The 25,810-nt window shown below is 69.2% G+C and carries 25 protein-coding genes; 3 read left to right on the plus strand and 22 right to left on the minus strand.

Annotation, left to right across the window (positions count from 1 at the left end; genetic code table 11):
• Positions 1-10 precede the first annotated feature (10 nt).
• Positions 11-490 carry a DUF3180 domain-containing protein gene (locus tag WBA97_RS30195; protein WP_424234354.1) on the minus strand — a complete coding sequence of 160 codons (480 nt, stop codon included), beginning with the start codon at positions 488-490 and terminating at the stop codon, positions 11-13.
• 60 nt (positions 491-550) lie between these two features.
• Between WBA97_RS30195 and WBA97_RS30200 the strand changes: the two genes are divergently transcribed.
• Positions 551-1,459 carry a MerR family transcriptional regulator gene (locus WBA97_RS30200; RefSeq protein ID WP_424234355.1) on the plus strand — a complete coding sequence of 303 codons (909 nt, stop codon included), beginning with the start codon at positions 551-553 and terminating at the stop codon, positions 1,457-1,459.
• A gap of 306 nt (positions 1,460-1,765) precedes the next feature.
• Here the strand turns inward: WBA97_RS30200 and folK are convergent, their stop codons facing one another.
• From folK to dacB, 17 genes are all read right to left on the minus strand, one after another.
• Positions 1,766-2,263, minus strand: coding sequence for a 2-amino-4-hydroxy-6-hydroxymethyldihydropteridine diphosphokinase (gene folK / locus WBA97_RS30205; protein ID WP_424234356.1), 498 nt, complete (start codon positions 2,261-2,263; stop codon positions 1,766-1,768).
• Positions 2,260-2,634 (minus strand): dihydroneopterin aldolase, encoded by a 375-nt coding sequence (folB, locus tag WBA97_RS30210; RefSeq protein WP_424234357.1) that lies wholly within the window; start codon positions 2,632-2,634, stop codon positions 2,260-2,262. The genes folK and folB overlap by 4 nt, the downstream gene beginning before the upstream one ends.
• A complete protein-coding gene (gene folP / locus WBA97_RS30215) occupies positions 2,627-3,415 on the minus strand; it encodes a dihydropteroate synthase (RefSeq protein ID WP_424234407.1) in 789 nt (262 codons plus the stop codon). The genes folB and folP overlap by 8 nt, the downstream gene beginning before the upstream one ends.
• A gap of 35 nt (positions 3,416-3,450) precedes the next feature.
• Positions 3,451-4,071, minus strand: a complete 621-nt coding sequence (folE, locus tag WBA97_RS30220; RefSeq protein WP_424234358.1) for a GTP cyclohydrolase I FolE — start codon at positions 4,069-4,071, stop codon at positions 3,451-3,453.
• A 42-nt stretch (positions 4,072-4,113) separates the two neighbouring features.
• Entirely contained in the window at positions 4,114-6,432 is a 2,319-nt protein-coding gene (gene ftsH / locus WBA97_RS30225) for an ATP-dependent zinc metalloprotease FtsH (protein ID WP_424234359.1), read from the minus strand.
• A 184-nt stretch (positions 6,433-6,616) separates the two neighbouring features.
• Complete coding sequence (locus WBA97_RS30230) at positions 6,617-7,357, minus strand: ESX secretion-associated protein EspG (protein WP_424234360.1); 741 nt, start codon at positions 7,355-7,357, stop codon at positions 6,617-6,619.
• A gap of 1 nt (position 7,358) precedes the next feature.
• Positions 7,359-8,714, minus strand: coding sequence for a hypothetical protein (locus tag WBA97_RS30235; RefSeq protein ID WP_424234361.1), 1,356 nt, complete (start codon positions 8,712-8,714; stop codon positions 7,359-7,361).
• 11 nt (positions 8,715-8,725) lie between these two features.
• Positions 8,726-9,301 (minus strand): DUF3558 family protein, encoded by a 576-nt coding sequence (locus WBA97_RS30240; protein ID WP_424234362.1) that lies wholly within the window; start codon positions 9,299-9,301, stop codon positions 8,726-8,728.
• A gap of 196 nt (positions 9,302-9,497) precedes the next feature.
• On the minus strand, positions 9,498-10,046 hold the full coding sequence (locus WBA97_RS30245) for a DUF3558 domain-containing protein (RefSeq protein ID WP_424234363.1): 549 nt from the start codon (positions 10,044-10,046) through the stop codon (positions 9,498-9,500).
• Between the two features lie 22 nt (positions 10,047-10,068).
• Complete coding sequence (locus WBA97_RS30250; protein ID WP_424234364.1) at positions 10,069-10,647, minus strand: DUF3558 domain-containing protein; 579 nt, start codon at positions 10,645-10,647, stop codon at positions 10,069-10,071.
• 89 nt (positions 10,648-10,736) lie between these two features.
• Complete coding sequence (locus tag WBA97_RS30255; RefSeq protein ID WP_424234408.1) at positions 10,737-11,261, minus strand: DUF3558 domain-containing protein; 525 nt, start codon at positions 11,259-11,261, stop codon at positions 10,737-10,739.
• Between the two features lie 47 nt (positions 11,262-11,308).
• The gene (locus tag WBA97_RS30260) at positions 11,309-11,674 is read right to left on the minus strand and encodes a hypothetical protein (RefSeq protein ID WP_424234365.1); all 366 of its coding nucleotides are present in this window, start codon (positions 11,672-11,674) and stop codon (positions 11,309-11,311) included.
• Between the two features lie 200 nt (positions 11,675-11,874).
• Entirely contained in the window at positions 11,875-12,600 is a 726-nt protein-coding gene (locus tag WBA97_RS30265; protein ID WP_424234366.1) for an ESX secretion-associated protein EspG, read from the minus strand.
• Positions 12,597-13,151 (minus strand): hypoxanthine phosphoribosyltransferase, encoded by a 555-nt coding sequence (gene hpt / locus WBA97_RS30270; protein ID WP_424234367.1) that lies wholly within the window; start codon positions 13,149-13,151, stop codon positions 12,597-12,599. The genes WBA97_RS30265 and hpt overlap by 4 nt, the downstream gene beginning before the upstream one ends.
• The gene (gene tilS / locus WBA97_RS30275) at positions 13,121-14,119 is read right to left on the minus strand and encodes a tRNA lysidine(34) synthetase TilS (RefSeq protein WP_424234368.1); all 999 of its coding nucleotides are present in this window, start codon (positions 14,117-14,119) and stop codon (positions 13,121-13,123) included. Before tilS ends, hpt begins: the two co-directional genes overlap by 31 nt.
• Positions 14,116-15,198: a zinc-dependent metalloprotease gene (locus WBA97_RS30280; RefSeq protein ID WP_424234369.1), complete on the minus strand. Its 1,083-nt coding sequence runs from the start codon at positions 15,196-15,198 to the stop codon at positions 14,116-14,118. The genes tilS and WBA97_RS30280 overlap by 4 nt, the downstream gene beginning before the upstream one ends.
• 46 nt (positions 15,199-15,244) lie before the next feature.
• Positions 15,245-19,051, minus strand: a complete 3,807-nt coding sequence (gene dacB, locus WBA97_RS30285) for a D-alanyl-D-alanine carboxypeptidase/D-alanyl-D-alanine endopeptidase (protein ID WP_424234370.1) — start codon at positions 19,049-19,051, stop codon at positions 15,245-15,247.
• Between the two features lie 78 nt (positions 19,052-19,129).
• Between dacB and WBA97_RS30290 the strand changes: the two genes are divergently transcribed.
• Positions 19,130-19,630, plus strand: a complete 501-nt coding sequence (locus WBA97_RS30290) for an inorganic diphosphatase (protein WP_424234371.1) — start codon at positions 19,130-19,132, stop codon at positions 19,628-19,630.
• A gap of 147 nt (positions 19,631-19,777) precedes the next feature.
• Here WBA97_RS30290 and WBA97_RS30295 read toward each other — a convergent pair whose 3' ends face one another.
• Together WBA97_RS30295 and WBA97_RS30300 are read right to left on the minus strand one after the other, a co-directional pair.
• Complete coding sequence (locus WBA97_RS30295; RefSeq protein WP_424234372.1) at positions 19,778-21,451, minus strand: MDR family MFS transporter; 1,674 nt, start codon at positions 21,449-21,451, stop codon at positions 19,778-19,780.
• Positions 21,452-21,982 (minus strand): MarR family winged helix-turn-helix transcriptional regulator, encoded by a 531-nt coding sequence (locus tag WBA97_RS30300; protein ID WP_424234373.1) that lies wholly within the window; start codon positions 21,980-21,982, stop codon positions 21,452-21,454.
• Positions 21,983-22,227: 245 nt separating this feature from the next.
• On the opposite strand from WBA97_RS30300, the gene WBA97_RS30305 reads away from it, so the two are divergent.
• Positions 22,228-23,802: a family 10 glycosylhydrolase gene (locus tag WBA97_RS30305; RefSeq protein ID WP_424234374.1), complete on the plus strand. Its 1,575-nt coding sequence runs from the start codon at positions 22,228-22,230 to the stop codon at positions 23,800-23,802.
• Here WBA97_RS30305 and glyA read toward each other — a convergent pair.
• Together glyA and WBA97_RS30315 are read right to left on the minus strand one after the other, a co-directional pair.
• Complete coding sequence (glyA, locus tag WBA97_RS30310) at positions 23,799-25,061, minus strand: serine hydroxymethyltransferase (protein WP_424234375.1); 1,263 nt, start codon at positions 25,059-25,061, stop codon at positions 23,799-23,801. The two genes, WBA97_RS30305 and glyA, sit on opposite strands and share 4 nt — an antisense overlap.
• 36 nt (positions 25,062-25,097) lie before the next feature.
• Positions 25,098-25,532, minus strand: a complete 435-nt coding sequence (locus tag WBA97_RS30315) for an HIT family protein (RefSeq protein WP_424234376.1) — start codon at positions 25,530-25,532, stop codon at positions 25,098-25,100.
• Positions 25,533-25,810: the final 278 nt, after the last annotated feature.

Genomic DNA, 25,810 nt, shown 5'->3' on the forward strand with positions numbered 1-25,810 from the left:
GCAAAGAGTGTCAGCCGGTTGAACCGGAATGCCGCTCGGGAGGCTGATTGTCCTGGTCACGCGGTGTGCGGCAACACCACTCCAGCCACAACGCCGCGGCGATCAAGAGTGCGGAACAGATCACACCGACCACCGTGCTGGGCAGATCGTCGGCCGCGGCCGTGACCTCCGCCCGCCTCGGGAGGACGTAACCGAGCACGCCGAGCCACGCGCCGAACATGATCGCGCCGAGCAACGAGGAGGCCTTCGCGAGCGCGACGGCCCGTGCCGCGGTGAGCGCCTGCACCGGGCGGTCACCACGTGGGTTGTGGATGCGGGAGCGGAGCGAGAACGCGAGCACGGCCTCCACGACAGCGAGCACGAGGAGCGTGACACCGGCGAAGGTCGGCAGCGACGGCATCTGTCCATAGAGGACACGCACCAGCAGGTAGACCAGCGCGGCGGTGACGAGCCCGGCGGTGACCAGATCGCGGGCCCTGGTGAAATGCATGACGCCACGGTACCGGCGAGGATTGACTCTCCAGTTACTGGAAGGTTCAGCATGACGGGCATGGGGTTCCTGACGATCGGCGAGCTGGCCAGGCGTACCGGCCTGACCACGCGCACGATCCGCTTCTACTCGGACGAGGGGCTGCTGCCGCCTGCGGAACGCACGCACGCCGGCTACCGGCTGTACGACGGCGAGTCGCTGGCCAGGCTCGAGCTGCTGCGCACACTGCGCGAGCTCGGGCTCGGCCTGCCGGAAGCGTCGGCGGCGCTGGCCGGCCGCTCAACGGTGGCGGAGCTGGCACGCAGGCACGTGGAGCTGCTCGACGAGCAGATGCGGGTGCTGCGGGTGCGGCGGGCCGTGCTGCGCGCGATCGCGAGAACCGAACCCGAACTGGATGGGGTGCGACTGATGAAGAACCTGGCGACGATGACCGACGCGCAGCGGGCGGCGCTGATCGACGACTTCTGGAACGAGGTGAACGCGGGGCTGGACATCAACCCCGACTTCGACGCGGGGATGCGCTCTGCGAAGCCGGTGCTGCCAGACGACCCGAGCCCCGAGCAGCTGGAGGCATGGCTGGAGCTGGCGGAGTTGGTGCAGGACAAGGACTTCCGGGCCAGGATCCGCGCGATGAGCGAGGCCCACGCGGCGGCGCGGGAGGCAGGCGAGACGATGGACGAACCGTCCTCGGCGGCCAAGGAGCAATGGCTGGGCTGGACGGCCAGGGCAACAGCCGCACGAGAGGCGGGCGAGGAGCCGGCGTCGGCGGCCGGCCAGGAGCTGGCGGCGGAGATCACGGCGGAGTTCGGCGTGTCGCGAGCGGCGGCGGCGGAACGGATCGAACTGAACACCGACACCCGCGCGGAGCGCTACTGGCAACTGATGGCGACGATCAACGGCTGGCCCCAGTGGCCGGCACAGGTCCCCGCCGCGGAGTGGCTGGCGGCAGCCCTACGAGTCCACAGCTGACAGTTCACCACCGTCGCATGGCGACTGAAGTCGCTGGTCAGGCCACAATCAGCAGCGCGAACGCGCCGTCCATTTCGCAAACCGCCGGATGCCAACCCCCACCCGTTCCCGGGGGCGTCCCGCCTTGCCAGTCTACCGGGGACTGGGTGGAAAAGGGCTGGTTGCGGTGGTGAGGGCGGGCGAAAGGGACAGTCGTTCGAGGAGTGCGAGCGAATGGGACTGTCGCGCCGTTTTGGGGACCGGCTGAGGACTTGCGTCGTGACTGTCTCGTCGGTACACGGCATGCGTCCTGTGTGGACGGGACCGTCACTGGGTGAGGAGCAGATCCTTGCGTTCGTGGACCGCTGACCTGTCCTCTTCCGACAGTGTGGCCAGCACGTCGGCGACTCGGCCGTGGCCCGGGAGTTCGGCGTCCGGGTCCATCGCCAGCCACGGGATCAGCACCGTCGCGCGGTCCGGCGTGCCGGGGTGTGGCAGCAGGAGGTCGGGGTGATCACTGGTCACCCCGGCCACCGTCACCACGTCCACGTCCAGCGTTCGCGGGCCCCAGCGTTGCTCACGCACCCGGCCCGCCGCCTGTTCCAATGCCTGGCCGCGCCGCAGCCAGCCCCACTCGTCGATCTCCGGGGACGACACCACCAGCACCGCGTTCAGGAAGTCGGGCTGGTCCGTCACGCCCCACGCCGCCGTCTCGTACACCGGGGACGCCTTCTCCAGCACGTCCCGGAAACCGTCCACCGCCAGGCGCAGGAACGCGAGGCGGTCGCCCATGTTCGAACCCAGCGACAGGACCGCTCTCGTCATCCCATGCGCTTCCTGGACCGGCGGACCGTCACCGCCACGTCGGCGAACGTCAGCGGGATCGGCGCTTCCGGCTTGTGGATCGTGACCTCCACCGCGTGCAGACGCTCGTCCCAGCGCATGACGTCCTCCGCCGTCTCCGTCGCGACCGTCTCGATCAGGTCGCGGGACGGGCCCTCGACGATCTTCGCCACCCGCGTCGCCAGCACGCTGTAGTCCAGAGTCTTCGCCAGCGCGTCGGTCGCCGCCGCCTCGGCCAGTTCCAGCCACACGGTCACGTCGACCACGAAGTCCTGGCCGTTGCGTTTCTCGTGCTCCAGGACGCCGTGGTTGCCCCGTACCCGCAGCCCGGTCAGCGTGATGCGGTCAGCCAAGCGCTTCCACCACCTTCACCGCGTCCAGGGACCGGCGCACGTCGTGCACCCGCACGCCCCACGCGCCCGCCGTCGCCACCAGCGCCGAGATCGCCGCGGTCGCGTCCTCCCGGTCGTCCGGCGGGCGGGGCACGCCTTCCTTGTCCGCCAACAGAGTACCGAGGAACCGCTTGCGTGACGCACCCACCAGCACCGGGAAACCCAGTCCCAGCAACACATCCAGGCGGCGCAGCAGCTCCCAGTTGTGATCGCCCTTCTTCGCGAAGCCGAGACCGGGGTCCAGCACCAGCGCGTCAGACGCCACGCCCGCCGCCAGTGCCGCGTCGACCCTGGCCGACAGCTCGTCGCGCACGTCGGTGACCACGTCGTCGTAGGTGGCCAGGGAGTCCATGTCCTTCGAGTAGCCGCGCCAGTGCATCAGGATCCACGGCACGCCCGCGTCCGCGATCACGCGGGCCATGTCCGCGTCGGCCAGGCCGCCGGACACGTCGTTCACGATCACCGCGCCCGCCTCGATCGCCGCCGCCGCCACGCGGGCCCTGGTCGTGTCCACCGACACCGCCACACCCGCAGAGGACAGGCCGCGGATCACCGGCAGGATCCTGGCGATCTCCACGTCCGGCGCCACCCGGTCCGCACCAGGCCTCGTCGACTCGCCGCCGACGTCCACCAGGTCGGCGCCGTCGGTCCACATCTCGACGCCGTGCGCCAGTGCGTCTTCCAGGTGCAGGTAGCGGCCGCCGTCGGAGAACGAGTCCGGGGTGACGTTCAGAACGCCCACCACGGCGCAACGGCCGGGGCGGGGCAGCGCGTTGATCACCGGCTGCGCCCGTTGATCAGTGCGAGCGCCTCGGAGCGGGACGCCGACGAGTCGCGGAACATGCCACGCACCGCGGAGGTCGTGGTGCGGGCGCCCGGTTTGCGGATGCCGCGCATCGCCATGCACAGGTGCTCGGCCTCGACGACGACGATCACGCCACGCGGATCCAGCTTGTTCTCGATCGCGTCGGCGATCTGCGAGGTGAGCCGCTCCTGCACCTGCGGGCGTTTCGCGTACAGGTCGACGAGCCGCGCGAGCTTGGACAGGCCGGTGACCTTGCCCTGCTCGTTCGGGATGTAGCCGACGTGCGCGACGCCGTGGAACGGCACCAGGTGGTGCTCGCACGTCGAGTACATCGGGATGTCGGTGACCAGCACCAGCTCGTCGTGGCACTCGTCGAACGTCTTGTCGAGCACCGCGTCCGGGTCCGTGTACAGGCCGCCGAACATCTCGAGGTACGCCCTGGCCACCCGCGCCGGGGTGTCCTGGAGGCCCTCGCGGTCCGGGTTCTCGCCGCATGCGAGCAGCAGTTCCCGGACCGCCTTCTCGGCCCGCTCCTGGTCGAACGTCGACCCGCCGGTATACAGCGGGCCCCTGCGGGACCCGTTAACCGTCACAGCTCGCCTCCGGTCGCCGTCCAGGTCCACCCAGGACCTTCTTCAGCGACCACTATCCCATTCGGGACCGTCACGACGGTCCCGATCGTCCGGTCGTACCTGGTCGGACGGGCCGGGCTGTGGCTGATCCCACGATGGGCGCCACGGCTGGTTGTTGCCGGGAGGCTGCGTCGCCGGGGTCCACCCGGGCGGGGCGCCGTAGTTCGGCGGGCCCGCGTTGCCAGGACCACCCGCAGGCGGGTAGCCACCCGACGGCGGATACGGCTGGCCGTAGGCACCCGGCCGCGGCGGCAGGCCGTTCGGGCCCGCGCCGTTGCCACCGGGAGGCTCCGGGTTCGACCGAGGCGGACCACCAGGCAGCTCGCCGCCACCCGGCGCGGTGCGCACCGGGGTCGGCTCGGGCTCCTGCACCGGCGGCCACGGCTCGCCACGCTCCTTGGCCAGCTCGCCAGGCGTCTTGATCGGCGGCTTGTCCGACGGCGTGCGGCCACCGAACTCGTTGAACGCCGTGATCCTCGGCCGCTTCTCGACGCCTGCGAAGATGCGCTCCAGGTCCTTGCGCTGCAGCGTCTCCTTCTGGAGCAGCTCGATCACGAGGCTGTCGAGGATGTCGCGGTAGGTGTTGAGCACGTCCCACGCCTCGGTGTGCGCCGCCTCGATGAGCTTGCGCACCTCCTCGTCGATCTCGTGCGCGACCTCAAGCGAGTAGTCCGGCGCGTGGCCCATCGAGCGGCCCAGGAACGGGTCGCCCTCGTCCTTGCCGTACTTGACCGCGCCGAGGCGGGCGCTCATGCCGTACTCGGTGACCATCGCCTTGGCGATCTTGGTGGCCTGCTCGATGTCGGACGAGGCACCGGTGGTCGGCTCGTGGAACACCAGCTCCTCGGCCGAGCGTCCGCCGAGCGCGAACACCAGGCGCGCGATCATCTCCGAACGGGTCATGAGCTGCTTGTCGTCCTCCGGGACGACGAGCGCGTGCCCACCCGTGCGGCCGCGCGGCAGGATCGTCAGCTTGTACACCGGCTCCAGGTCCGGCATCGCCCACGCGGCGAGCGCGTGCCCGCCCTCGTGGTAGGCCGTGATCTTCTTCTCCTTCTCGGAGATGATCCGGCTCCTGCGAGCGGGGCCGCCGATCACGCGGTCGACCGACTCCTCCAGCGCGACACTGTCGATCATCGTGCCGTTGGTGCGTGCGGTGAGCAGCGCTGCCTCGTTGATGACGTTGGCCAGGTCGGCGCCGGACATGCCGACGGTGCGCTTGGCGAGCCCGTCGAGGTCGGCGTCCGGGTCGAGCGGCTTGCCCTTGGAGTGGACCTCGAGGATCTTCTTGCGACCCATCAGGTCGGGCACGGACACCGGGATCTGCCGGTCGAAGCGGCCGGGACGCAGCAGCGCGGGGTCGAGGATGTCCGGGCGGTTGGTCGCGGCGATGAGGATGATGCCACCGCGCGCGTCGAAGCCGTCCATCTCGACGAGCAGCTGGTTCAGCGTCTGCTCACGCTCGTCGTGCCCACCGCCGAGGCCGGCGCCGCGCTGGCGGCCGACCGCGTCGATCTCATCGACGAAGATGATGCAGGGCGCGTTCTGCTTGGCCTGTTCGAACAGGTCGCGAACACGTGAGGCGCCGACACCGACGAACATCTCGACGAAGTCCGAGCCGGAGATCGAGTAGAACGGCACGCCGGCCTCACCTGCGACCGCGCGGGCCAGCAGCGTCTTACCGGTGCCCGGCGGGCCGTACAGCAGCACGCCCTTCGGGATCTTCGCGCCGAGCGCCTGGTAGCGACCAGGGTTCTGCAGGAAGTCCTTGATCTCGTACAGCTCTTCGACCGCCTCGTCACAGCCGGCCACGTCGGAGAACGTCGTCTTCGGCATGTCCTTCGGCAGCTGCTTGGCGCGCGACTTGCCGAAGTTCATCACCCGGTTTCCGCCGCCCTGGACGTTGTTCATCATCCACATCAGCAGGATGAGGAGCAGGCCAAGCGGGATCAGGAAGATCAGGATCTGGGTGAGGAAGGACTCCTGCGTGACCGTCGTGTTGAACTCGGTCTTGTTGTCGACCTGGTCCTCGAGCTGCCGGTAGATATCGCCCGTTGCGGCGGCTGGGAAGTGCGTGATGATCTGAGTGACCTTCTGACCGTCCTGGTCGACCGGGTCCTTCAGAGTCAGCTTGAGACGCTGTTCCTTGTCCTCCAGCTCAGCCTTCTCGACGTTACCGCCGGTGATCTGCGACGTGGCCTTCGAGGTCGAGACCTCGGTATAGCCACGCGTGTCATCGAACAGCATGCTGATCAAGAAGTAGAGCAGCAACACCACCAGGATCCACACCAGCGGGTTGCGAAGCAGGCGCTTGCGGTCCATCAACTTACGGCCGCGGCGCGGCCCGACCCTCCCTGACAGCATGTGATACCTGGCCGGACGAGGCACTCCGGTCCACCCAGGGTACCGCCCATGGCTGGGCCCCCACTGCGCGAAGTGCGCGAGAGGTACCCACGCAGATCCAACGGCGCAGGGGCCGAATCGGTTCCCGAGGAGAACGTGCAGGTCAGGCCGTGACGGACGACACCATCTCGCCGATCCGGTGCCGGAGGGTCGCCGCGTCCGCCGGTGCGATCGTCACCCAGTCGTTCCGCGACTGGGTGAGGTAGCGGCCCGACTCGTTGTCGAACCACGACAGCACCTGGCTGCGGCGGCGGCCCCGCATGTCGTTGCGGCTGTTCGCCGCGATCTGGCCGCCACGCCGGTTCGGCATGGCGGTCAGCTTCGCGAGGGCCTTACGGGTCTCCTGGTCGCTCGCCCGGACGGCCGCGCCTGTTTTCGCGCCGACCGCCGCCAGCTCGTTCGCAGGCAGCGAGATGGAGGTCTCGGTGCCGCGCCGGGCAGGCGGCAGCATGCCCACGATCGTGGAGACCAGCCCGTCACGCGGGATGGGCCGCAGCCGCAGGCCGTCCTTCTGCTGGACCGCCAGCACCGCCGAGCCACGGCCGCTCGCGGCGAGCGCGAGGACCGGGTCGGCGCCGGTGTCCGGCAGGAACACGGAGTCGACGCTCAGCTCCGGGTTCGCGAGCGCCAGCAGCCAGTCCTCCAGCTGCGGCTCAAGCCGGCCCGACTTGCCGAGAAGCCGGCCCGCGACCAGCTCCTCCCGGATCCGCCGCCGAAGCATCGCGCGGCTGTCCACCGTGGCGCCGTGCGACTGGATCACCAGCGGGTAAGGCGGTTCGCCTGCGTCGAGCGCTTCCCAGAGAAAGTCCAGCGCGATGGGGCTGATCAGCCGTTCCTGCTGCACCTCAATCGTCGTCCCCGCCGATGACCGCCGGGGCGGTCATCTGGTCGTCGCCGAAGGTGCTCTCCGGGTCGCCCGCGACGAGGTACGCGGGACGCTGGTGCTCCTGGTCGTCCTCTTTGTCGCCCTTGCCACGAGGAGCGCCACCCATGCCGCCCGCACCGCCGCGACCGCCACCGGCTGGAGCCATGCCACCGGGCGTCATGCCCTTGGGACCGGTCGCACCCGGGTTACCCGCGCCGCCCGCACCGGCACCGGCACCCGCGCCACCGGCGCCACCCGCGCCGCCGCCGAAACTGCCGAACCCACCGCCGAAACCACCCGCACCCGCACCGGGCACGGCCGTCGACGGGCCACCGCCACCCGGCCCGAACGTGGTGGGCGACGGCGTCGTCGGACCGGGGTTGTAGCCGGAGGTGCCGGTGCCGATGCCGCTGGGAACCGGATTGAAGCCGCTCTGGTCGGTCGACCCGTCGTTGTCGAAGAAGCCCTGGTCAGCGCCCGGCGCACCGATGCCGCCGACGTACCCACCGCTCGGTGCGCCCGTGTGCGTGCCGTGGTTGAACCCCGACGAGTCGCCGGTGCCCGGGATCGAGACGGTGCCACCGGTGATGTTGTTGTTGTTCCCGCCGCCACCACCGATCGTCTCCTTCGGCGGCACGAACGACGGCGTCGCCTCGTCGACCGCGGTCAGCGACTGCGTGTAGGCGGTCAGGTAGGCGATCTGCTCGCGCTTGACCGCGTCGGCAGCGTCCTTCTGCGCCTTCATGTCCGTCTGCATGGCCGCGGGCCCGCCGGTCACCATCGCGTTGAGGGCCTGCTGCTGGTCGAACTCCTGCGCGGGCGGCAGCTTGCGCACCTCGGCAGCCGCGAGCGACTGCTTCGACATCTGGACGCCCATCATCTGCGCGGTCTGCCCGGCGACACCGGCCGTCTGGGCGAGCGGCGAGAGCGCACCCTTGGCGGAGTCAGCCGCGACGCCCGACCAGGCGCCGTCGAGCGCGTTCACGGCCTCGAACAGCGCGTTGGCCGCCTCGGCGAGGCCGTTACCACCGTCATTGAACGCGCGACCCAGCGTATCGGCGGTCGTGGGGTTGTTGTTCAGGGTGGCGAATTCGTACAGCTGCTTGCTCTCGAACGAGTCCCAGAACGGGGTGTCACCGATGACCCGGTCGTCGCCCATCCGCACCGCGGGCGCCAGCTCGGCAGCCTGACTCGCGTTGATCGACTGCTGGATCTCCTGCTTCGTCGACCGGTCCTCGTCCGGCATGTGGTTCATGACCCGGCGCGTATCCGCGGCCTGGTCACCCGCGTACCGGTGCGTGTCGTAGTGCGGTTGCTGCTCGTTGTTCGGTGCCACTGGTACTCCCCCTACTGGTCCTTCACTCGCGGGATAATCAGGTTCGCAAGCTGGTTCGCGACCTGGCAATGGTCGAACTGACCCTCGCCCGCGGTGCGCACCGCGACCGTCGTGTGCACCAACCGCCCGCTGGGCAGGTCGACCAAGATGTCACAGGTCGTCGAGATATCGGTGTTCAAAGACTGCACACCCGGCAGACCATCGATCGTCGTCGGCGTGTTCGTGATGGTCGGACCGGTGTCCACACTCGCGTACGCGCCGCCCTCCTGGAAACCCACGATGAGCGTGGTCTTGTCTTTCCAGGTGCAGATCGTGTGGTCGTCCCGGAGGCTGTTGCCCGTCTCGCCGTCGGCGGAGCCACCCAGTTCCTCGGCTTCGTCGGGCGAAAGCAGTTCGCACAGGCGCGCGAGCGAATAGTCCGACTCTTCGGGCTCGGACGTCGTTTCACCGATCGACTCGTCCGAGGTGCCGGTGCCCGTCGGTTTCGGCTGTCCCGCCATCGCGCTGTTGCAGGCGACAGGGGCCCCGAGTGTGGCAACGCCGAGAACGGCCGCTGTCACACTCCGCCTCATGACGGCAATCACCACTGCTGCGTCCTGTCGTACACCTTGCGCCCCCTGGCTACTCGGCGCGCACACCCCTCCCGTGCAGCGCGTGACCACTGTCGAGATTAACGCACCCGGATCACACGCGGGAACGCAATCAATACAAAGACCATCCGTCACCTGCGACAGGCACTCACCGTGACGGCCATTCGCCGGGCGACCGACGCCAGCAGCTCCCTCACTGGTCGCTCACCCTGGGAATGATCAGGTTCGACAGCTCGGTCGCCACCTGACACGGGTCGTACTTGCCTTCGCCCGCCGACAGCACCGAGGCGCTGGACGTGAAGAGTCTGCCGCTGGGCAGATCCACCAGGATCTCGCAGACCACGAAGCGGTCGCTCTGCAACGACTGAACCGCGGGCAACCCATCGACCTTGGTCGGCGTGTTGGTGATGCCGCGGCCGGTGTCGGCGTTCGCGGTCGTCAGCCCATCCTGGAAACCGACCACCAGGGTCGTCGCATCCGACCACTGGCAGATGGCGTGGCCGTCCGAGACGCTGTTGGTCTTCTCGCCGTCGGCCGAGCCGCCAAGTTGCTGGGCTTCGTCCGGCGTCAACAGCTCACAGAGCCGAGCAAGCGAGTAGTCGGGCTCGGACGTCGTTTCCTCGGCCGGCTCCTCCGTGGACCCGGTTTCCGTCGTCGGCTGCCCAGCCGTGGCGCTGTTGCAGGCGGCAAGGGCAAAGAGGACGGCGAGGCCGACTACGACCGCCACACGCTGCTTCTCCACACGAACCACTAACGACTCCCGCTCACTGGTCCTTGACCCTGGGAATGATCAGGTTGGCGAGCTGGTTCGCCACCTGACACGGGTCGTATCGGCCCTCACCAGTGGACAGGACAGTAGCGCCCGCGGCAACCAGCTTCCCGCTTGGAAGATCGACCAAGATTTCGCAGAGCACGACCGTGTTCGTGTTCAATGCCTGAACAGCAGGCAAGCCGTCAATGGTCGTCGGCGTGATCGTGATGGTCGGCCCCGTGTCTGCCCGCGCCGTCGAGGTGCCCGTCTGGAACCCGACGACAAGACTCGTCGCATCCGCCCACTGGCAGATGTCATGACCGTCACTGAGCGCGTAGCCCTTCTCACCCTCAGGAGCGCCTCCCAGCACTTGGGCTTCATCGGGAGAGATCAGCTCACACAACCGGGCTAACGAATAATCCAGCGATTCCTGCTCGGAGGTCGATGCCACGGTCGACGCCTCGGAGGAAGACCGGGAACCGGTTTTCTGCGACCATGGTTGCCCTGCCGTCTCACTGCTGCAAGCACCCAGGGAGACGAGCGCGGCGAGGCTGATCGCGGCAACCACGATTCGCTTCGAAGCAGAAATCACTCGTTGGTCCTGTTGCACGTGGCGGTGAACATTGCGAGATTAAACCCACGCCGATCGCACTCGGGAACGCGATCAACACCGGGGCTCCCCTATTGGTCCCTGATCCTGGGAATGATCAGGTTCGACATTTCGGTCGCCACCTGACACTCGTCGTACTTGCCTTCGCCTGCAGTCAGCACCGCCACGCCTGCACCGTACATTTTGCCGCTCGGAAGATCGACGAGGATCTCACAAATCACCGCAGTGCCAGATGTCAGCGCCTGCACAGCTGGCAAGCCATCAATGGTCGTCGGCGTGTTCGTGATGTTCGGCCCCGTGTCTGCCCGCGCCGTCGACGTGCCCGTCTGGAACCCGACGACAAGGCTCGTCGCATCAGCCCAAGAACAAATGTCATGACCGTCGTTGAGAGCGTTGCCCTTCTCACCCTCAGGAGACCCACCAAGGTCCTGCGCCTCCTCGGGAGACAGCAGCTCACACAACCGGGCAAGGGAATAGTCCGGCTCCTCCGGCTCAGACGTCTCCTCCGACGTTTCTTCCGACGACTGGGACTCACTCGCGGTCGGCTTGGGCTGACCTGCCGTCGCGCTGTTGCACGCGGCAAGGACGACAAGCATCACGACTCCGAGAGCAGCCGCCGCGCCCCGCATCTCCCCTGAACGCACTACGGAGTCCGGTTGTAGGTTGCCGCGTGCAGGTCGTCTTCGTCGACGTAGTTGTCGATGCACTGCTTGAGCGCCGTCTCCGCCTTCGCGGTCTGGTCCGCGAGCAGCTGCAATGAAGCGATGAAGGAGTCGTCGCCGTCGTAGCGGCCCATCGACTTCTTGGCCATCGCCTCCCCCACAGGGTTGGCGCCCAACTGCACCTCGGCGTTACCGATGCCGCTCTTCGTCAGAAGCTGCTCGATCTGGTCCTTGACCTTGCCGAGCTTCGCCAACGCGTCGGCGGCGGCTTCTGCTTCGATGGAAACCTGGCCGCTCATGGCGGCGGTGCTGAAGGCGCTTACCGCGCCTCCGATTGCCTCGTACACCTTGCGCTCCCCGGGTTACTCGGCTGCGCACACCCCTCTTGTGCGGCGCGTGACCGTCGTTGAGATTAACGCACGCGGATCACGGACGGGAACACAATCAACACAAAGACCGCCCGTCACCTGCGACGGGCACTCGCCGTGACGGTTCGTGACGGGACTGCTCGCGCCGCGACCACTGGACTCGCGGGACCGGGGAGCGGCTATCGCTGGCTGACCTTGGCCAGCAGTTCTCCCAGGTGGTGGCGGAGTGTTGGGGCGTCCGCCGGGGCGATCGTCACCCAGTCCGTGCGGTCCTGGCCCTTCTTCGTGTAGGTCAGGTAGCGGCCCGACTCCGTGTCGAACCAGGACAGGACTTGGGAGCGCTTTCGGCCGCCCATGGGGTTGCGGGTGTTCACCGCCAGTTGGCCGACCCTTAGTTTGGGTTGGTCGGACAGGGCCTTCAGTACCTGGCGGTCCGTCGTTGTGCGGCCCGCTGGCCTGCCCTGCGCCATCGCCGTCAGGTCGGCCGACGGGATGGTGATCGACTGCTCCGTGCCCCGGCCGCACGGAGGCAGCAGCGCCACGATGGACGACACCACCGAGGTTGGGTCGATCTTCTGCAGGCTCAGGCCGTCCGAGGTCTGCGTGGCCAGCAAGGCTCGGCGGCCGTCGCCCGTGGACAGGGCCGACCTGTCCTCGAAGACCGCGTCCACGCTGTGGGTGCCCCGTGCCAGCAGCGTCAGCCAGTCCTCTATCTCCGGCGACAGGCGGCCCTGGGTGTCCATCAGCCGCTGGGTGCGGAGGTCCTCGAAGACTCGTTGGCGCAGCACGCTTCGCTGGTCCATCGTCTCGCCGTGGGACTTCGCTGTCAGCGGGTACGGCAACTCGCCGGCGTCCAGGGACTCCCACAGGAAGTCCAGGGCCACCGGCGTGAGGAACGTCGTCACGACGAGTAGACCTTGGGGTCCAGCGTGCCGATGTAGGGCAGGTCCCGGTACCGCTCCGCGTAGTCCAGGCCGTAGCCCACCACGAACTCGTTCGGGATCTCGAAGCCCACGTACTTGACCGGGACCTCGACCTTCACGGCGTCCGGCTTGCGGAGCAGCGTGCAGACCTCCAGTGACGCCGGGTTGCGCGACGCCAGGTTCTTCAGCAGCCACGACAACGTGAGGCCGGAGTCGATGATGTCCTCGACGATCAGCACATGCCGGTTCGCGATGTCCCGGTCCAGGTCCTTCAGGATGCGGACCACACCCGAGGACGACGTCGCGGAACCATAGGAGCTGACCGCCATGAACTCCATCTGCACCGGCACCGGCAGGGCGCGGGCGAAGTCGGTCATGAACATGACGGCACCCTTGAGCACACCGATCAGCACCAGGTCGGTGTGGTCGCCACGCTCCGGATACTCGTCGGCGACCTGCTTCGCGAGTTCTTTGATCTTGTCCTGGATCTGCTGCTCGGTGATCAAGACGGAGGCGATGTCGTCGCCGTACACCCGGTCCCCTCTCCTGGCTCCCACGCGGTTACCCGAAGCCTCCCACGGGCCCGGCCCACCGCAAAGTTGCCCGGTAACCACACGGCACCCTGACCCCGCCAATCGCCGATCAGCGCGTCCACCGACCGCAGATGCGCGTCGGTCAGTTCAGGCACGCCGACCTGGAGAAGCCACCGGCGCAGCACCCTGCGCCGCAGCGCGGCCGGTTCCGCCGCCAGAACCGGCACCGCCAGCTCCCCCTCGATGAGCGCCGGCTCCAGGAGCCGGGTCGCGAGTGTGTCCAACGCCTCAGTGTCGTCACGCAGCTGCGCCGCGGTCCGTGCCAGCGCGGGCGCCACCCCGCCTCGCAGCACGTCCTCCAGCAGCGGCAGCACCTCCCTTCTCAGCCGGACCCTCGTGTAGGCCGGATCGACGTTGTGGGGGTCCTCCCACACGGTCAGACCCAGCTCCGCGCATGCTGCGACAGTGGTAGCACGGGGCACCGACAGAAACGGGCGTCCCCATGGGAGGTCGAGGTCGCGCATGCCCGCGATCGAACGCGGACCAGAGCCGCGGCCAAGCCCCAACAGGACGGTCTCGGCCTGGTCGTCCTGTGTGTGTCCAAGAAGGACCAACGGAAGCCCCGCCGAGCGCAGTACCTGGTATCGCGCGGAGCGGGCCGCCGCCTCCGGGCCGCCCCGGCCGGTCACCGACACCGTCAGCACCTGGACGTCGTCGATGCCCATGCCGTGCAACTGTTTCGCCGCGGCCGCCGCGACCTCCCCGGACCCCGCCTGCAGCCGGTGGTCGACGATCAGGCCGTGCACCGTGAGGCCACGCCGGGACGCTACGTACGAGGTGGCCGCCGCCAGTGCCAGCGAGTCGGCACCACCCGAGACGGCCACCGCGACCTCCGCGACGGGCCCGGCCTTGTCGAGCAGCTGCCGCACCGCCTGCCGCGTGCGGGCGACCGGCGCGAACCGGGTCACCGGCCGTGGACGCGCCGCACCCACGCCGCCGGGTCGGCGATCTCCGCCCGCAGTGGCACCGTCTCCGGCGACTCCCACACCCGGTTGAAGCCGGTCATGCCGACCTCGTCCACGACGTACCTGGTGAACGCCGCACCAGCCGCGTACTGCTTGACCTTCGCGTCCACGCCGAGCAGCGACCGCAGGAGCCGGTCGAGCACGCCGCCGCCACGGCGCCGCTGCGTGAACCGGGCGCGGATCGTCGACACGCTCGGCACGACCGACGGTCCGACCGCGTCCATCACGTGATCCGCGTGCCCCTCCAGCAGCGTCGACAACGCGATCAGGCGGTCGAACACCTCACGCTGCCGCGGCGACTGCAGCACCTCCATCAGGCCGATCGGGCCCGGGCTGCCGGAGTCGGAGTCGTCGGCGCGGCGCCGGATCTGCTTGATGATCTCGGGCAGGCGCGTGAACGCACCGGTCGCCGTCTCGTCCAGTCCGGACAGGAACGACGCGACCTCGCCGGAGAAGTAGTCACGCAGCCACGGCACCGCCGTGAACTGCAGCCGGTGGGTGCACTCGTGCAGGCACACCCACATCTGGAAGTCCTCGGCGGGCACGTCCAGCGCCCGCTGCGCGGCCAAGATGTTCGGCGCGACCAGCAGCAGCCGCCCGCCCTGCGGGTCACCGCCGAAGGGGTCGTACTGGCCGAGCACGCGGCCGCCGAGGAACGCCAGCACCATCCCCGCCTGCACCCCCGCGCTGCCCGCGAGCACACCACCCATCGGGCGGTTCTGCCCGGCAGGCAGGGCGCCGTCGGTCAACGCGGCCAGGCCCTCCGCCGCCGCCTCGACCCAGCGGCGCCGGTCGACGACGTCACCGGGGTGCAGCGGCAGGTCAAGCCCGAGGCCGGTCAGCTCACGCACGTGCGTCTCGGCGGTGTCGGTGGCGCCACGCAGCTGCGCGACGGCCAGCTCCGCCTCCTCCATCGGCACGGCAGGACCCGGCTTGATCAGCTTCTGTGCGGTGGCCACGGCGATGCCCCAGTCCACCGGGGACCTGGTCCCGTCCTGCTGGTCAGCCGCCGCCGCGCTCATGCCTCGACGCTACCGGACACGACGTGAAACGTCCGTGTCGACGGCACTACTGACAGCCACAACCACGCAACGCCGCGGTCACGCTGTCCAGCGCGGGCCGCGCCGACGTCGACACCGTGCCGCTCGTCAGGAACGCGAACACCAGCGGCCTGTTGTCCTTGTCCAGCACGATGCCCGCGAGCGAGTTGATGCCGGTCAGCGAACCGGTCTTGGCCCGCACCCAGCCCTTGCCCGCGACCGCGTCCGCCTCGGTGTACCGCTCGGCGAGAGTGCCGCTGCCGCCCGCGACCGGCAGGCCGCCGAGCAGCGGACGCAGCTTCGCGGTGCGCGGGTCCTTGCCGTCCGGGCTGGCCGCGACCGCGAGGACCTCGGCGAGCAGCCGGGCGGTCATCTTGTTCTCCTCTGACATGCCGCTGCCGTCCCGCAGCACCACGCCGTCGACGGCGAACCCGTTCTCGCGGAGGACGTCCAGCATGGCCTTGCTGGCGCCGTCGAACGTCGGTTCCTCGCCCGCCTTGATCGCGACCTCGTGCGCGAGGACGTCGGCGAGCGTGTTCTCCGAGCGGTTCAGCATGTTGTCGACGAGCTGCGTCATGGGCGCTGAGCGGATCTCGCCGAGGACCTTCGCGGTCTCCGGCGCCTTCTTCTCGATCGAGTCGGCGGGCGACGCGCCGATGCGTTCCGCGAACGCGGCGACCAGGGTGCCGCCGGGATCGGTGGTGCGGGGCGAGTAGTTCTCCGTCGCGTCGCCCTGCCGGTCGCCGTCGAGCATGGCGGGCACGATCGGCGTGATGAAGCCGGCGCCGATGTCGGCGGGCAGCCAGCTCTGCGCCAGGCCCGGCTCGGCGTAGCGGCTTTGGTCGATGTAGACGGTCTGGACCGCTGCGCCACTGGCCGTGACCTGGTCGACCAGCTCCGACAGGTGCGCCGCGCCGGGGTAGATCGACTCTTCGCCGATCTCGAGCGAGGAGATCGTCGGGTCACCGCCGCCCACGATGATCACCTCGCCGGGCTGCTCGCCCTCGACGACCTTGGTGACCAGCTGTTCGGTCGGTTCGAGACTGAGCAGCGCCGCGGCGGCGGTGAGGATCTTGCCGGTGGACGCCGGGGTGATCGCGGCACCCGCGTTCTGCTCGTACAGCGTCTCGCCGGTGGCCGGGTCGATGACGATGCCGTTGAGGTTGCCGAGAGCAGGGCTGGAGATCGGGCCGGCCAGTACCTGCGCGACGCCCTGCTGGGTGGGGGCCGGGGTCGCGGCGTCCGGGCCGTGGAGCGCCGGTTGGTAGCTGATCGGCGCGGGCGGCGGTGCGATGGCGACCGGGTCCTCACCGGTGAGGCCGAGCTTGTCGGACAGACCGGGGACGAAGAAGACGGCACCCGCCGCCATGGCGATGACGGCCACGACCGAGATGGCCGCGATCAGCAGCGGTTTCCTGTTCTTCCGCTGCTGCTCCGGCTCGTCGGGTTCCGGTTCGGACAGGCCGACACGCTGAGGTGCGGCGCGGGGCGGCTCCGGGGGTGGCCACTCGCCGCCGCGGTCCGGTTCCTGGCGGGTGAGGTTGACGGTGGTGCTGTCGGTGTCGCGGGTGAAGCTGGGCTGGTTGTCGCGGCGGATGAACGTGGTGGCGTTGTCGGCGGGGCTTTCGGGGCGGGAGAAGACCGGGCCCTTGACGGTGTCGCGGCGGATGAAGGCGGTCGGGGCGTCGGCCAGGCGCTCCTGTTTCCGGCCGCCGTGGTCGGGACGGAGGAAGCTTGTCGCGGGGGGCTGCGCGGCGTCGGCGGGCCGGACGAAGCTGGGCGTGGGACTGTCCCGCCGGGGCGGACGGTCCTCGGGGCGACCGAAACCGGTCGCGCCGGGGCGGGACGTGCCGGGCCGGGCGGAGCCCGGTCGGGCGGCGTCATCCTGCTTGCGGGCGCCGTCGGGGAAGTTCGATGGCGCGCCACTCCGGGAGTCATCCTGGCGGCCACCACCGACCGGCCGGACGAAGCTGGTCGCGGCGTTGTCCTGCCGGGTCGCGCCGGGCTGGGAGCCCTCTTGGCGGCCGAGGTCAGGCCGGGCGTCCTCCTCGCGGCCACCGTTCTCGGTCCTGGCGAAACTCGTCGCCGCGCCGTCCTGCCGAGTCGCGCGAGGCTGACGACCACCGTCGGGTCGCGCGGAGCCAGCCCCGCCCCACCGGGTCGCACTCGCCTGCGACTCCTCCTCGCCACCGCTCTCGGGCTGAGGACTTGCGCTGCGCCCCTGCCGCTGAGCGCCCTCCTGGCGACCACTATCAGGCCGAGCGAAGCCCTCCTCCCGGGCACCGCCCGACGACGACTCGTCCTGACGGTCGCCGCTTTCAGGCTGGAAACTTGGGCTGCGCCCCTGCCGCTGGGCACCCTCCTGGCGACCACCATCAGGGCGAGCGAAGCCCTCCTCCCGGGCACCGCCCGATGACGACTCGTCCTGGCCGTCGCCGCTCTCAGACTGGAAGCGCGCTCCGCGAGCCTGCCGCGACGCACCAGCCTGGGAATCCTCCTGACGGTTGCCGTCGGACCGAGCGGAACCAGTTCCGCCCCGCCGGGCCGCACCGGACTGCGACTCCTCCTCGCCACCACTCTCGGACTGGAAGCTTGCGCTGCGCCCCTGCCGAGACGCACCCGGCTGGGCGCCCTCCTCACGACCACCGTCAGGGCGAGCGAAGCCCTCCTCCCGGGCACCGCCCGACGACGACTCGTCCTGGCCGTCGCCGCTTTCGGGCTGGAAGCTCGCTCCGCGACCCTGCCGAGACCCACCAGCCTGCGAACCCTCCTGACGGTCGCCGTCAGGGCGGGCGAAGCTCTCCTCCCGGGCACCGCCCGGTGTCGACTCGTCCTGACGGTCGCCGCTTTCAGGCTGGAAACTTGGGCCGCGCCCCTGCCGCTGAGCGCCCTCCTGGCGACCACCATCAGGCCGAGCGAAGCCGTCCTGACGGGCACCACCCGATGACGACTCGTCCTGGCCGTCGCCGCTCTCAGACTGGAAACTCGGGCCGCGCCCCTGCCGCTGGGCACCCTCCCCACGACCACCATCAGGCCGAGCGACGCCCTCCGCCCGGGCGACGCCCGACGTCGAGTCCTCCTGACGGCCACCACTCTCCGACTGGAAGCTCGCTCCGCGAGCCTGCCGAGGCCCACCAGCCTCGGCGCCACTGTCAGGGCGGTCGAAGCCCTCCTCCTGGGCGCCGTCCGGCTTCGAGTCCTCCTGGCGGGTGTCGTCGGATCGGGTGGAGCTTGTCTCGCCTTGGCGAGTCGCGCCGGACGGCGAGTCGCCGCCGCTCTCCTGCCCGGCGGCGGGCTTCGCGTCGTCGCGGTCGCCGTTCCCGGGTTCGGCGGCACTCGCGGTGCTGTCCTCGCGGGCCGGGACGTTCTCGGGCGAGGCGGGGCTCGGCGCCTCGCTCTCCTGGAGATCGTCCTCGCGGCTCGGCGTGCTCTCGTTCTCGGCATCCGGCCACGCTGGTCGTGTGACGAACGCCGTCGACTCGTCCGGTTGTCCGGGCACCGGGCGGGGGCTGGGGGCCTGATCCTCCTTGTGCGGAGATCTCTCCCCGGCCTTCTCCGACGCGATCTGTCTCTCCAGATCCGCCACCGGCCACGACACCGGTTGGGTGATCTGTTGACTTGGATTTCCGTGCGGTTCGTCACGCTGTTCGGCGTCCACCGGTGGTTCGGACTCCTCCGCGAAGTCGAACCAGCCGCCGGTGGACGGCGCCGTCTTCTTGGGATGTTTCTGCTGATCAGGGACGGCCAACTCGTGGGTGTCGGCGTCCTTGGCCCCCGTCGACCGTGTGTCGTCGTCGGTCGTCGGCCAGAGGTCCCCATCCCCGGACTGCGGCACGTGCCCTCCCCAATTGGTAACCAGCAGTGGTCCACACTAATGGCACCCCGACACGAGCCGATTCAAGCGAGGAAAACCGTGGAGTTCGACGTCACGATCGAAATCCCCAAGGGTGTGCGCAACAAGTACGAGCTGGACCATGCCACCGGGCGGATCCGTCTCGACAGGACGTTGTTCACGGCCACCCAGTACCCGGCCGACTACGGCTTCGTGGAGAACACGCTCGGTGAGGACAGCGATCCGCTCGACGCGCTGGTGCTCGTCCAGGAGCCGACCTTCCCCGGGTGCCTGATCAGGGCACGGGCCATCGGCATGTTCCGCATGACCGACGAGAAGGGTGGCGACGACAAGGTGCTGTGCGTCCCCGCGGAGGACCCGCGGACCGAGCACCTGCGCGATATCCACCACCTCGCCGAGTACCACCGGCTGGAGATCCAGCACTTCTTCGAGGTCTACAAGGACCTGGAGCCGGGCAAGAGCGTCGAGGGTGCCACCTGGGTCGGCCGCGACGAGGCGGAGAAGGAGATCCACCGCTCGTACCAGCGGCTAAAGGACGCGGGCGGCGTCTACCCTCACTAGCCAGTCCGCCTCCCCGGCATTCAAAGTGTTGGTATCGCCCCAGCGCAGGCGCCGGTCATCGAGATGGTTGGTACCGGACGTGCCGGGCGCCCGACAGGGGCAGGCCCCGCGCCCCCCTGGGTGCGCGGGGCCCTCACCCTCCCCGGGTCAGTGCGCGATCGCCGGTGCGGCCGCGGCGGCGGCCTGCTCGTCGTCCGCGGCCCGCTGGATGCCCGACTTGTCGGACAGCGGGACCTCCTTGAGGAAGAACATCAGCACGAACGCCACCAGCATCACGAAACCGCCGACCATGAACACCGTGTCGATCGACTCGGCGAATCCGGTCAGGATCGGCCGGGCCAGCGTCGGGTCGAGCCCGTTCAGGAACTCGGTGTTGTTCAGGTCGAGACCGCCACCACCGCCCTGGAGCATCTTCGTGAACTCCGGGTCCTGAGCCGCCGCGGCGAGGAACGCCGGGTCGGTCCGCACGGCGGCGAACGCACCCGCGATCTTCTCGCCGACCAGGCCGAACAGGATCGACAGGAACACCGCGGTGCCGACCGTGCCACCGATGGACCGGAAGAACGCCGCCGACGAGGTCGCGACCCCCATGTCCTTGGCGGGCACGTCGTTCTGGATGGCCAGGATCAGTGTCTGCATGCACAGACCGAGGCCCGCTCCTGCCAGGCCCATGACCAGCATCGTCTGGGCAAGCGGCGTGTCCACGCCGATCTGCGCGAACAGGAACATCGACACCGACACGAGCAGCAGCCCCACGAGCGGGAACCGCTTGTACCGGCCGGTCTTCGAGATCAGGATGCCGGAACCCATCGACGCGACGAGGATGCCCGCGGTCATCGGCAGGGTCTGCAGACCCGACTCGGTCGGCGTCGAGCCCTTCACGATCTGCAGGTACAGCGGCAGCGACATCATCATGCCGAACATGCCGACGCCCATCACGAAGTTGATGGCGTTGGTCAGCGAGAACACCGGCCTGTGGAACAACCGCAGCGGCAGCAGCGCCTCGTCACCCATCGCCCGCTCCACGAAGATGAACGCGATCAGGCCGACGACGCCGATGGCGAACATGGCGAGCGCCGCCGCGGAGCCCCAGCCCCACTCCCGGCCCTGCTCGGCCACGATCAGCAGCGGCACCAGCGCGACGGCGAGCGCCGCCGCGCCCCAGTAGTCGACGCGGTGGTTCACCTTGGTGTGCGGCACGTTCAGGAACCGCGCGACCACGAGCAGCGCGACGATGCCGACCGGCACGTTCACGAGGAACACCCAGCGCCAGCCGTCGATGCCGAAGATGGTGCCCGCCCCGGCGAAGAACCCGCCGACCACCGGTCCGAGGACGCTGGAGGTGCCCCAGACCGCCATGAAGTAGCCCTGGTACTTGCTGCGTTCCCTCGGCGACACGAGGTCGGCGAGGATCGCCAGCGCGAGCGACATCAGACCACCGGCGCCGAGGCCCTGGACCGCGCGGAACGCGGCCAGCTCGTACATCGAGGTCGACATCGCCGACAGCACGGAACCCGCCAGGAACAGCGTGATCGCGCTCAGGTACATCGGCTTGCGGCCGAAGATGTCGGACAGCTTGCCGTACAGCGGCGTCGAGATCGTCGACGTGATGAGGTAGGCGGTGGTGACCCACGCCTGGATGGTCTGGCCGTGCAGCTCGTCGGCGATCGTCTTGGTCGCCGAGCCCATGATCGTCATGTCGAGGGCGGCCAGCAGCATGCCGAGCAGCAGCCCGGCGAGAATCGTCATGATCTGGCGGTGCGACAGGCCGCCCCGCTCCCCCTGTACCTCGGGCACGCTGCGCGAGGTTGACTCGGACATCTACTTCTCCCCTTCGGAACGCGCGGCGAAGGCCACGCATTCGTTGATCATCGTGGGCAGTTGGCGCTCGTGGTCGGTCACGAATCGTTCGAGCAGTTCGAGGAACCTGTCCACGTCGTCGGGCGCCCACTGCTGTACTACCCGAGCCAGCACCAGGCCCAGTCGCCTGCGCTGCTCTTCGAGGAGCGCCTTCCCGGTCGCGGTCGCGGCGAGCACGCTCGCCCTTCCGTCCTCGGGGTCGGCCATCCGTTCCACCAGGCCGTCCCGCACCATCGCGGCGATCTGCCTGCTGACCGTCGACGGATCCGAGTGGACCGCCGCCGCCAGCGCGCTCGACCGGCTCGGACCCTGGTGTACGAGGGTCTTCAGCAGCATGACCGTCGACCGGTCCACGCCTGCCTTGCTCATCTTGTGACCGAGCGCCGCCTGCTGCTTGCCGATGCCGAAGATCGCACTGACGAGTCGTCTACCTACCTCGAGCTGCTCGTCGGTGAGCTCGGCCGGCTCGGTGTCGATCCCCGGAGCGACCACGACCCGTCCCCCTGTTGCTTGCATCACCCAATTAGTTGGTCGATACAAGCATGCACTCAGCCTAGCCATCTGAGCAAGCGAATAAAGGTGTGACGCCGATCCCAGGATACACATGCTGACCTGCGCAAACTTCCACAAGCGGACATGTGGGACGTACGCGGCGGTAAGAATCCGGCGACCAATGAGTACGACTCGTTACCTTCTCACCGTTGGCAGAGGTGTTGCGCAGGAGACAGACTGCTCCAATGCCGCACCTGCGCCACCGAATCATGAGCGTGGTCCTCGCCGCCGCCACCGCCTTCTCGCTCGCCGCCGCGGCCCCCGTCGCGACCGCCGAGCCCACCACCGAATGCGCGCCCGATCCGGCGACGCCGAAGCAGCAACTGCGTGCCGAGTGGATCGCGAGCGTCGCCAACATCGACTGGCCCTCCGCGACCGGGCTGCCCGCCGACCAGCAGAAGGCGGAGCTGGTCCGCTGGTACGACGAGGCCGTCGCGCTGGGCCTCAACGCGGTGGTCGTGCAGGTCCGGCCGACCGCCGACGCGTTCTGGCCGTCGCCGTTCGAGCCGTGGTCGCACTGGCTCACCGGCACGCAGGGCCAGGACCCCGGCTACGACCCCCTCGCCTTCGCGGTCGAGGAGGCGCACAAGCGCAACCTCGAGTTCCACGGCTGGTTCAACCCGTACCGCGTGTCGATGGGGACCGACGTCAACGCGCTCGTGCCGTCGCACCCCGCGCGCGTGCACCCGGAGTGGGTGCTGCCCTACGGCGGCAAGCTGTACTACAACCCGGGCATCCCCGAGGTCCGGAAGTTCACCATCGACGCGATCATGGACGCGGTCGAGAAGTACGACATCGACGCGGTCCACTTCGACGACTACTTCTACCCGTACCCGGTCGCGGGCCAGGTCTTCGACGACGCGGCGACCTACGCCCAGTACGGCGACGGCCTCTCCCTCGCCGACTGGCGGCGCAAGAACGTCGACCTGCTCATCTCCGAGCTGTCGGCCGGGATCCGCTCCGCGAAGCCGTGGGTGCAGTTCGGCATCAGCCCGTTCGCCATCTGGCGCAACGCGTCGACCGACCCGGCCGGCTCGCCGACACAGGGCGGCGTGCAGACCTACGACGACCTGTACGCGGACACCGTCAAGTGGGTGCGGCAGGAGTGGATCGACTACATCACGCCGCAGGTGTACTGGAACATCGGCTTCGAGATCGCGGACTACGCGAAGCTCGTGCCGTGGTGGTCCGACATCGTGGCGGGCACCGACGTGAACCTGTACATCGGGCACGCCAACCACAAGGTCGCGAACCCGGCGCAGCCACCGGCGTGGCAGGACCCGAACGAGATGAGCCGCCAGCTCACGTTCAACCAGGACTACCCGGAGGTCGGCGGCGACATCTACTTCTCGGCCGCGCAGGTGCGCGCGAACCGGCTCGAGCACATGACGATCGTCAAGGAGGACCACTACCAGCAGCCCGCGTTCGCGCCGACCGCGGACCGGCTGGTGGCCCGTGGTCCGAGTGCGCCGCTGATCGCCGACGTGTCGCGGACGTCGTCGGGGGTGCGGGTGCGGTGGGTCGCGAACAGGGCGACGTCGTACGCGGTCTACCGGCTCGACGGCCACGGCTTCGTCGGGCGCTGTGACCTCGCGGACGCGACGCACCTGGTCGGCACGGTCCGTGCGGTCCGGGGTGCGCTGCAGTCGTTCACCGACACGACGGCCGTGCCGGGCAAGCGGTACACCTACGTCGTGACGGCGCTGGACCGGTCCGGCAACGAGAGCCGGTCCAGCGCACCACGCTTCACCAGGGCCTAGGCCCAGCCCGGCATCGGGTAGGCGGCAAGAAGCTCCCTGACCTCGGCGGCGATGGCCGCGATCGCGGCCTCGTCGTCGTTGTTCGCGGCCGTCGCCGTGCGGTCGATCCACTCGGCGATCTGCGGCATCTGGTCGGTGCCGAGGCCGCGGGTGGTGACGGCTGGGGTACCGAGACGCAGGCCGGACGGGTCGAACGGCTTGCGCGGGTCGAACGGCACCGTGTTGTAGTTCAGCTCGATCCCGGCCCGGTCGAGCGCCTTCGCGAGCGGCTTGCCCGCGGTGCCCTTGCCGGTGACGTCCATCAGGATCAGGTGGTTGTCGGTGCCACCGGACACCAGGTCGAAGCCGAGGGCCAGCAGCGCGTCGGCGAGCGCCTTGGCGTTGGCGACGACACTGGCCGCGTACTCGCGGAAGTCCGGCCGGGCGGCCTCGGCGAGCGCGACGGCGATACCCGCGGTGGTGTGGTTGTGCGGGCCACCCTGCAGACCGGGGAAGACGGCCTTGTCGAGTGCCTTCGCGTGCTCGGCGTCGGACATGAGCATCGCGCCACGGGGGCCACGCAGCGTCTTGTGCGTGGTGGTGGAGATGACCTGGGCGTGCCCGACCGGCGACGGGTGCGCACCACCGGCGACGAGCCCGGCGATGTGCGCGATGTCGGCGACGAGAACAGCGTCGACCTCCTTGGCGATCTCCGCGAACGCCGGGAAGTCGATGGTGCGCGGGATCGCGGTGCCACCGCAGAAGATCAGCTTGGGCCGCTCGGCGATGGCGAGGTCCCGTACCTCGTCCATGTCGACGCGGCCGGTGTCCTTGCGCACGCCGTACTGGACGGCGCGGAACCACTTGCCGGTGGCGGACACGGACCAGCCGTGCGTGAGGTGGCCACCCGCGGGGAGCGCCATGCCCATGACGGTGTCGCCGGGCGACGCCAGCGCGAGGTAGACGGCGAGGTTCGCAGGCGACCCGGAGTAGGGCTGCACGTTGGCGTGGTCGACGCCGAAGACAGCCTTCGCGCGCTCGATGGCGAGCAGTTCGACCTGGTCGATGAACTGCTGGCCCTCGTAGTAGCGCTTGCCGGCGTAGCCCTCGGAGTACTTGTTGGTCAGGACGGTGCCGGTGGCCTCGAGGACGGCGGTGGAGACGTAGTTCTCCGAGGCGATGAGGCGCACCTTCTCGAACTGACGCTGGGCCTCGCTCTCGACGAGCTGGGCGAGATCAGGATCGGCGGCGGCAAGGTGCGGGATCGCCGGCTGGTGCATGGTCGTGCCTCCATGATGTCGGTGCCGACAACGACACTATCTGTCTGTGCCCTGCGCATCGAGCCGCGCCCGTATCTCGCCCACCAGCCGGGTGACCTCGGCGTTTCCGCCCCGCTTCGCTGCGGGCCAGTCGTCGAGGTTGGGCCACCAGTACTCGCGCGGCGTGCCCGGGTAACGGGGGACGAGATGCAGGTGCAGATGGTCGACCCGGTGGCCGACGACGGACGAGTAGACGTGCTCGGCTTCCAGTGCTTTCGCGCCCCGCGCCGACCACTGGCCGAGCGCGGCGGCCTCGCCGGGAGTGAGGTCGGCGAGGCCTTCGACGTGGCGCCGCGGTTCGACGATCAGGTGGCCGAGGTAGACCGGGCCGCCGCCGGACGCGTCGGGCAGCACGTGCGCGAGCACCATCAGCTCGTCACCGGCGATGACCCCGTCACCGGCACGGTGCTTGTCGCAGATGAAACAGCCCACTCCGGAAACGCTACCGGCCACGACACGAAAGGCACTGGAACCGCAGCGACACTCCTCGCCCGAAACCGCGAACCGGCCGGATGCCAACCCCCACCCGTTCCCGGGGGCGTCCCGCCATGCCAGTCTACCGGCTGGCACTGACATTTCCGCGTTGTCGATCTTGTCTGTGGACAACTGGGGCGGCTGTGGACAACTACCCCACGTGCGGCCGGTGTGGCGTGCACCAGCGGCGCGTGCATCCGTTGGTGCGGTCGACGAACGGGGCACCGCACGTGTCG

This window comes from Actinophytocola sp. (assembly GCF_049647105.1).
Classification (GTDB): domain Bacteria; phylum Actinomycetota; class Actinomycetes; order Mycobacteriales; family Pseudonocardiaceae; genus Actinophytocola.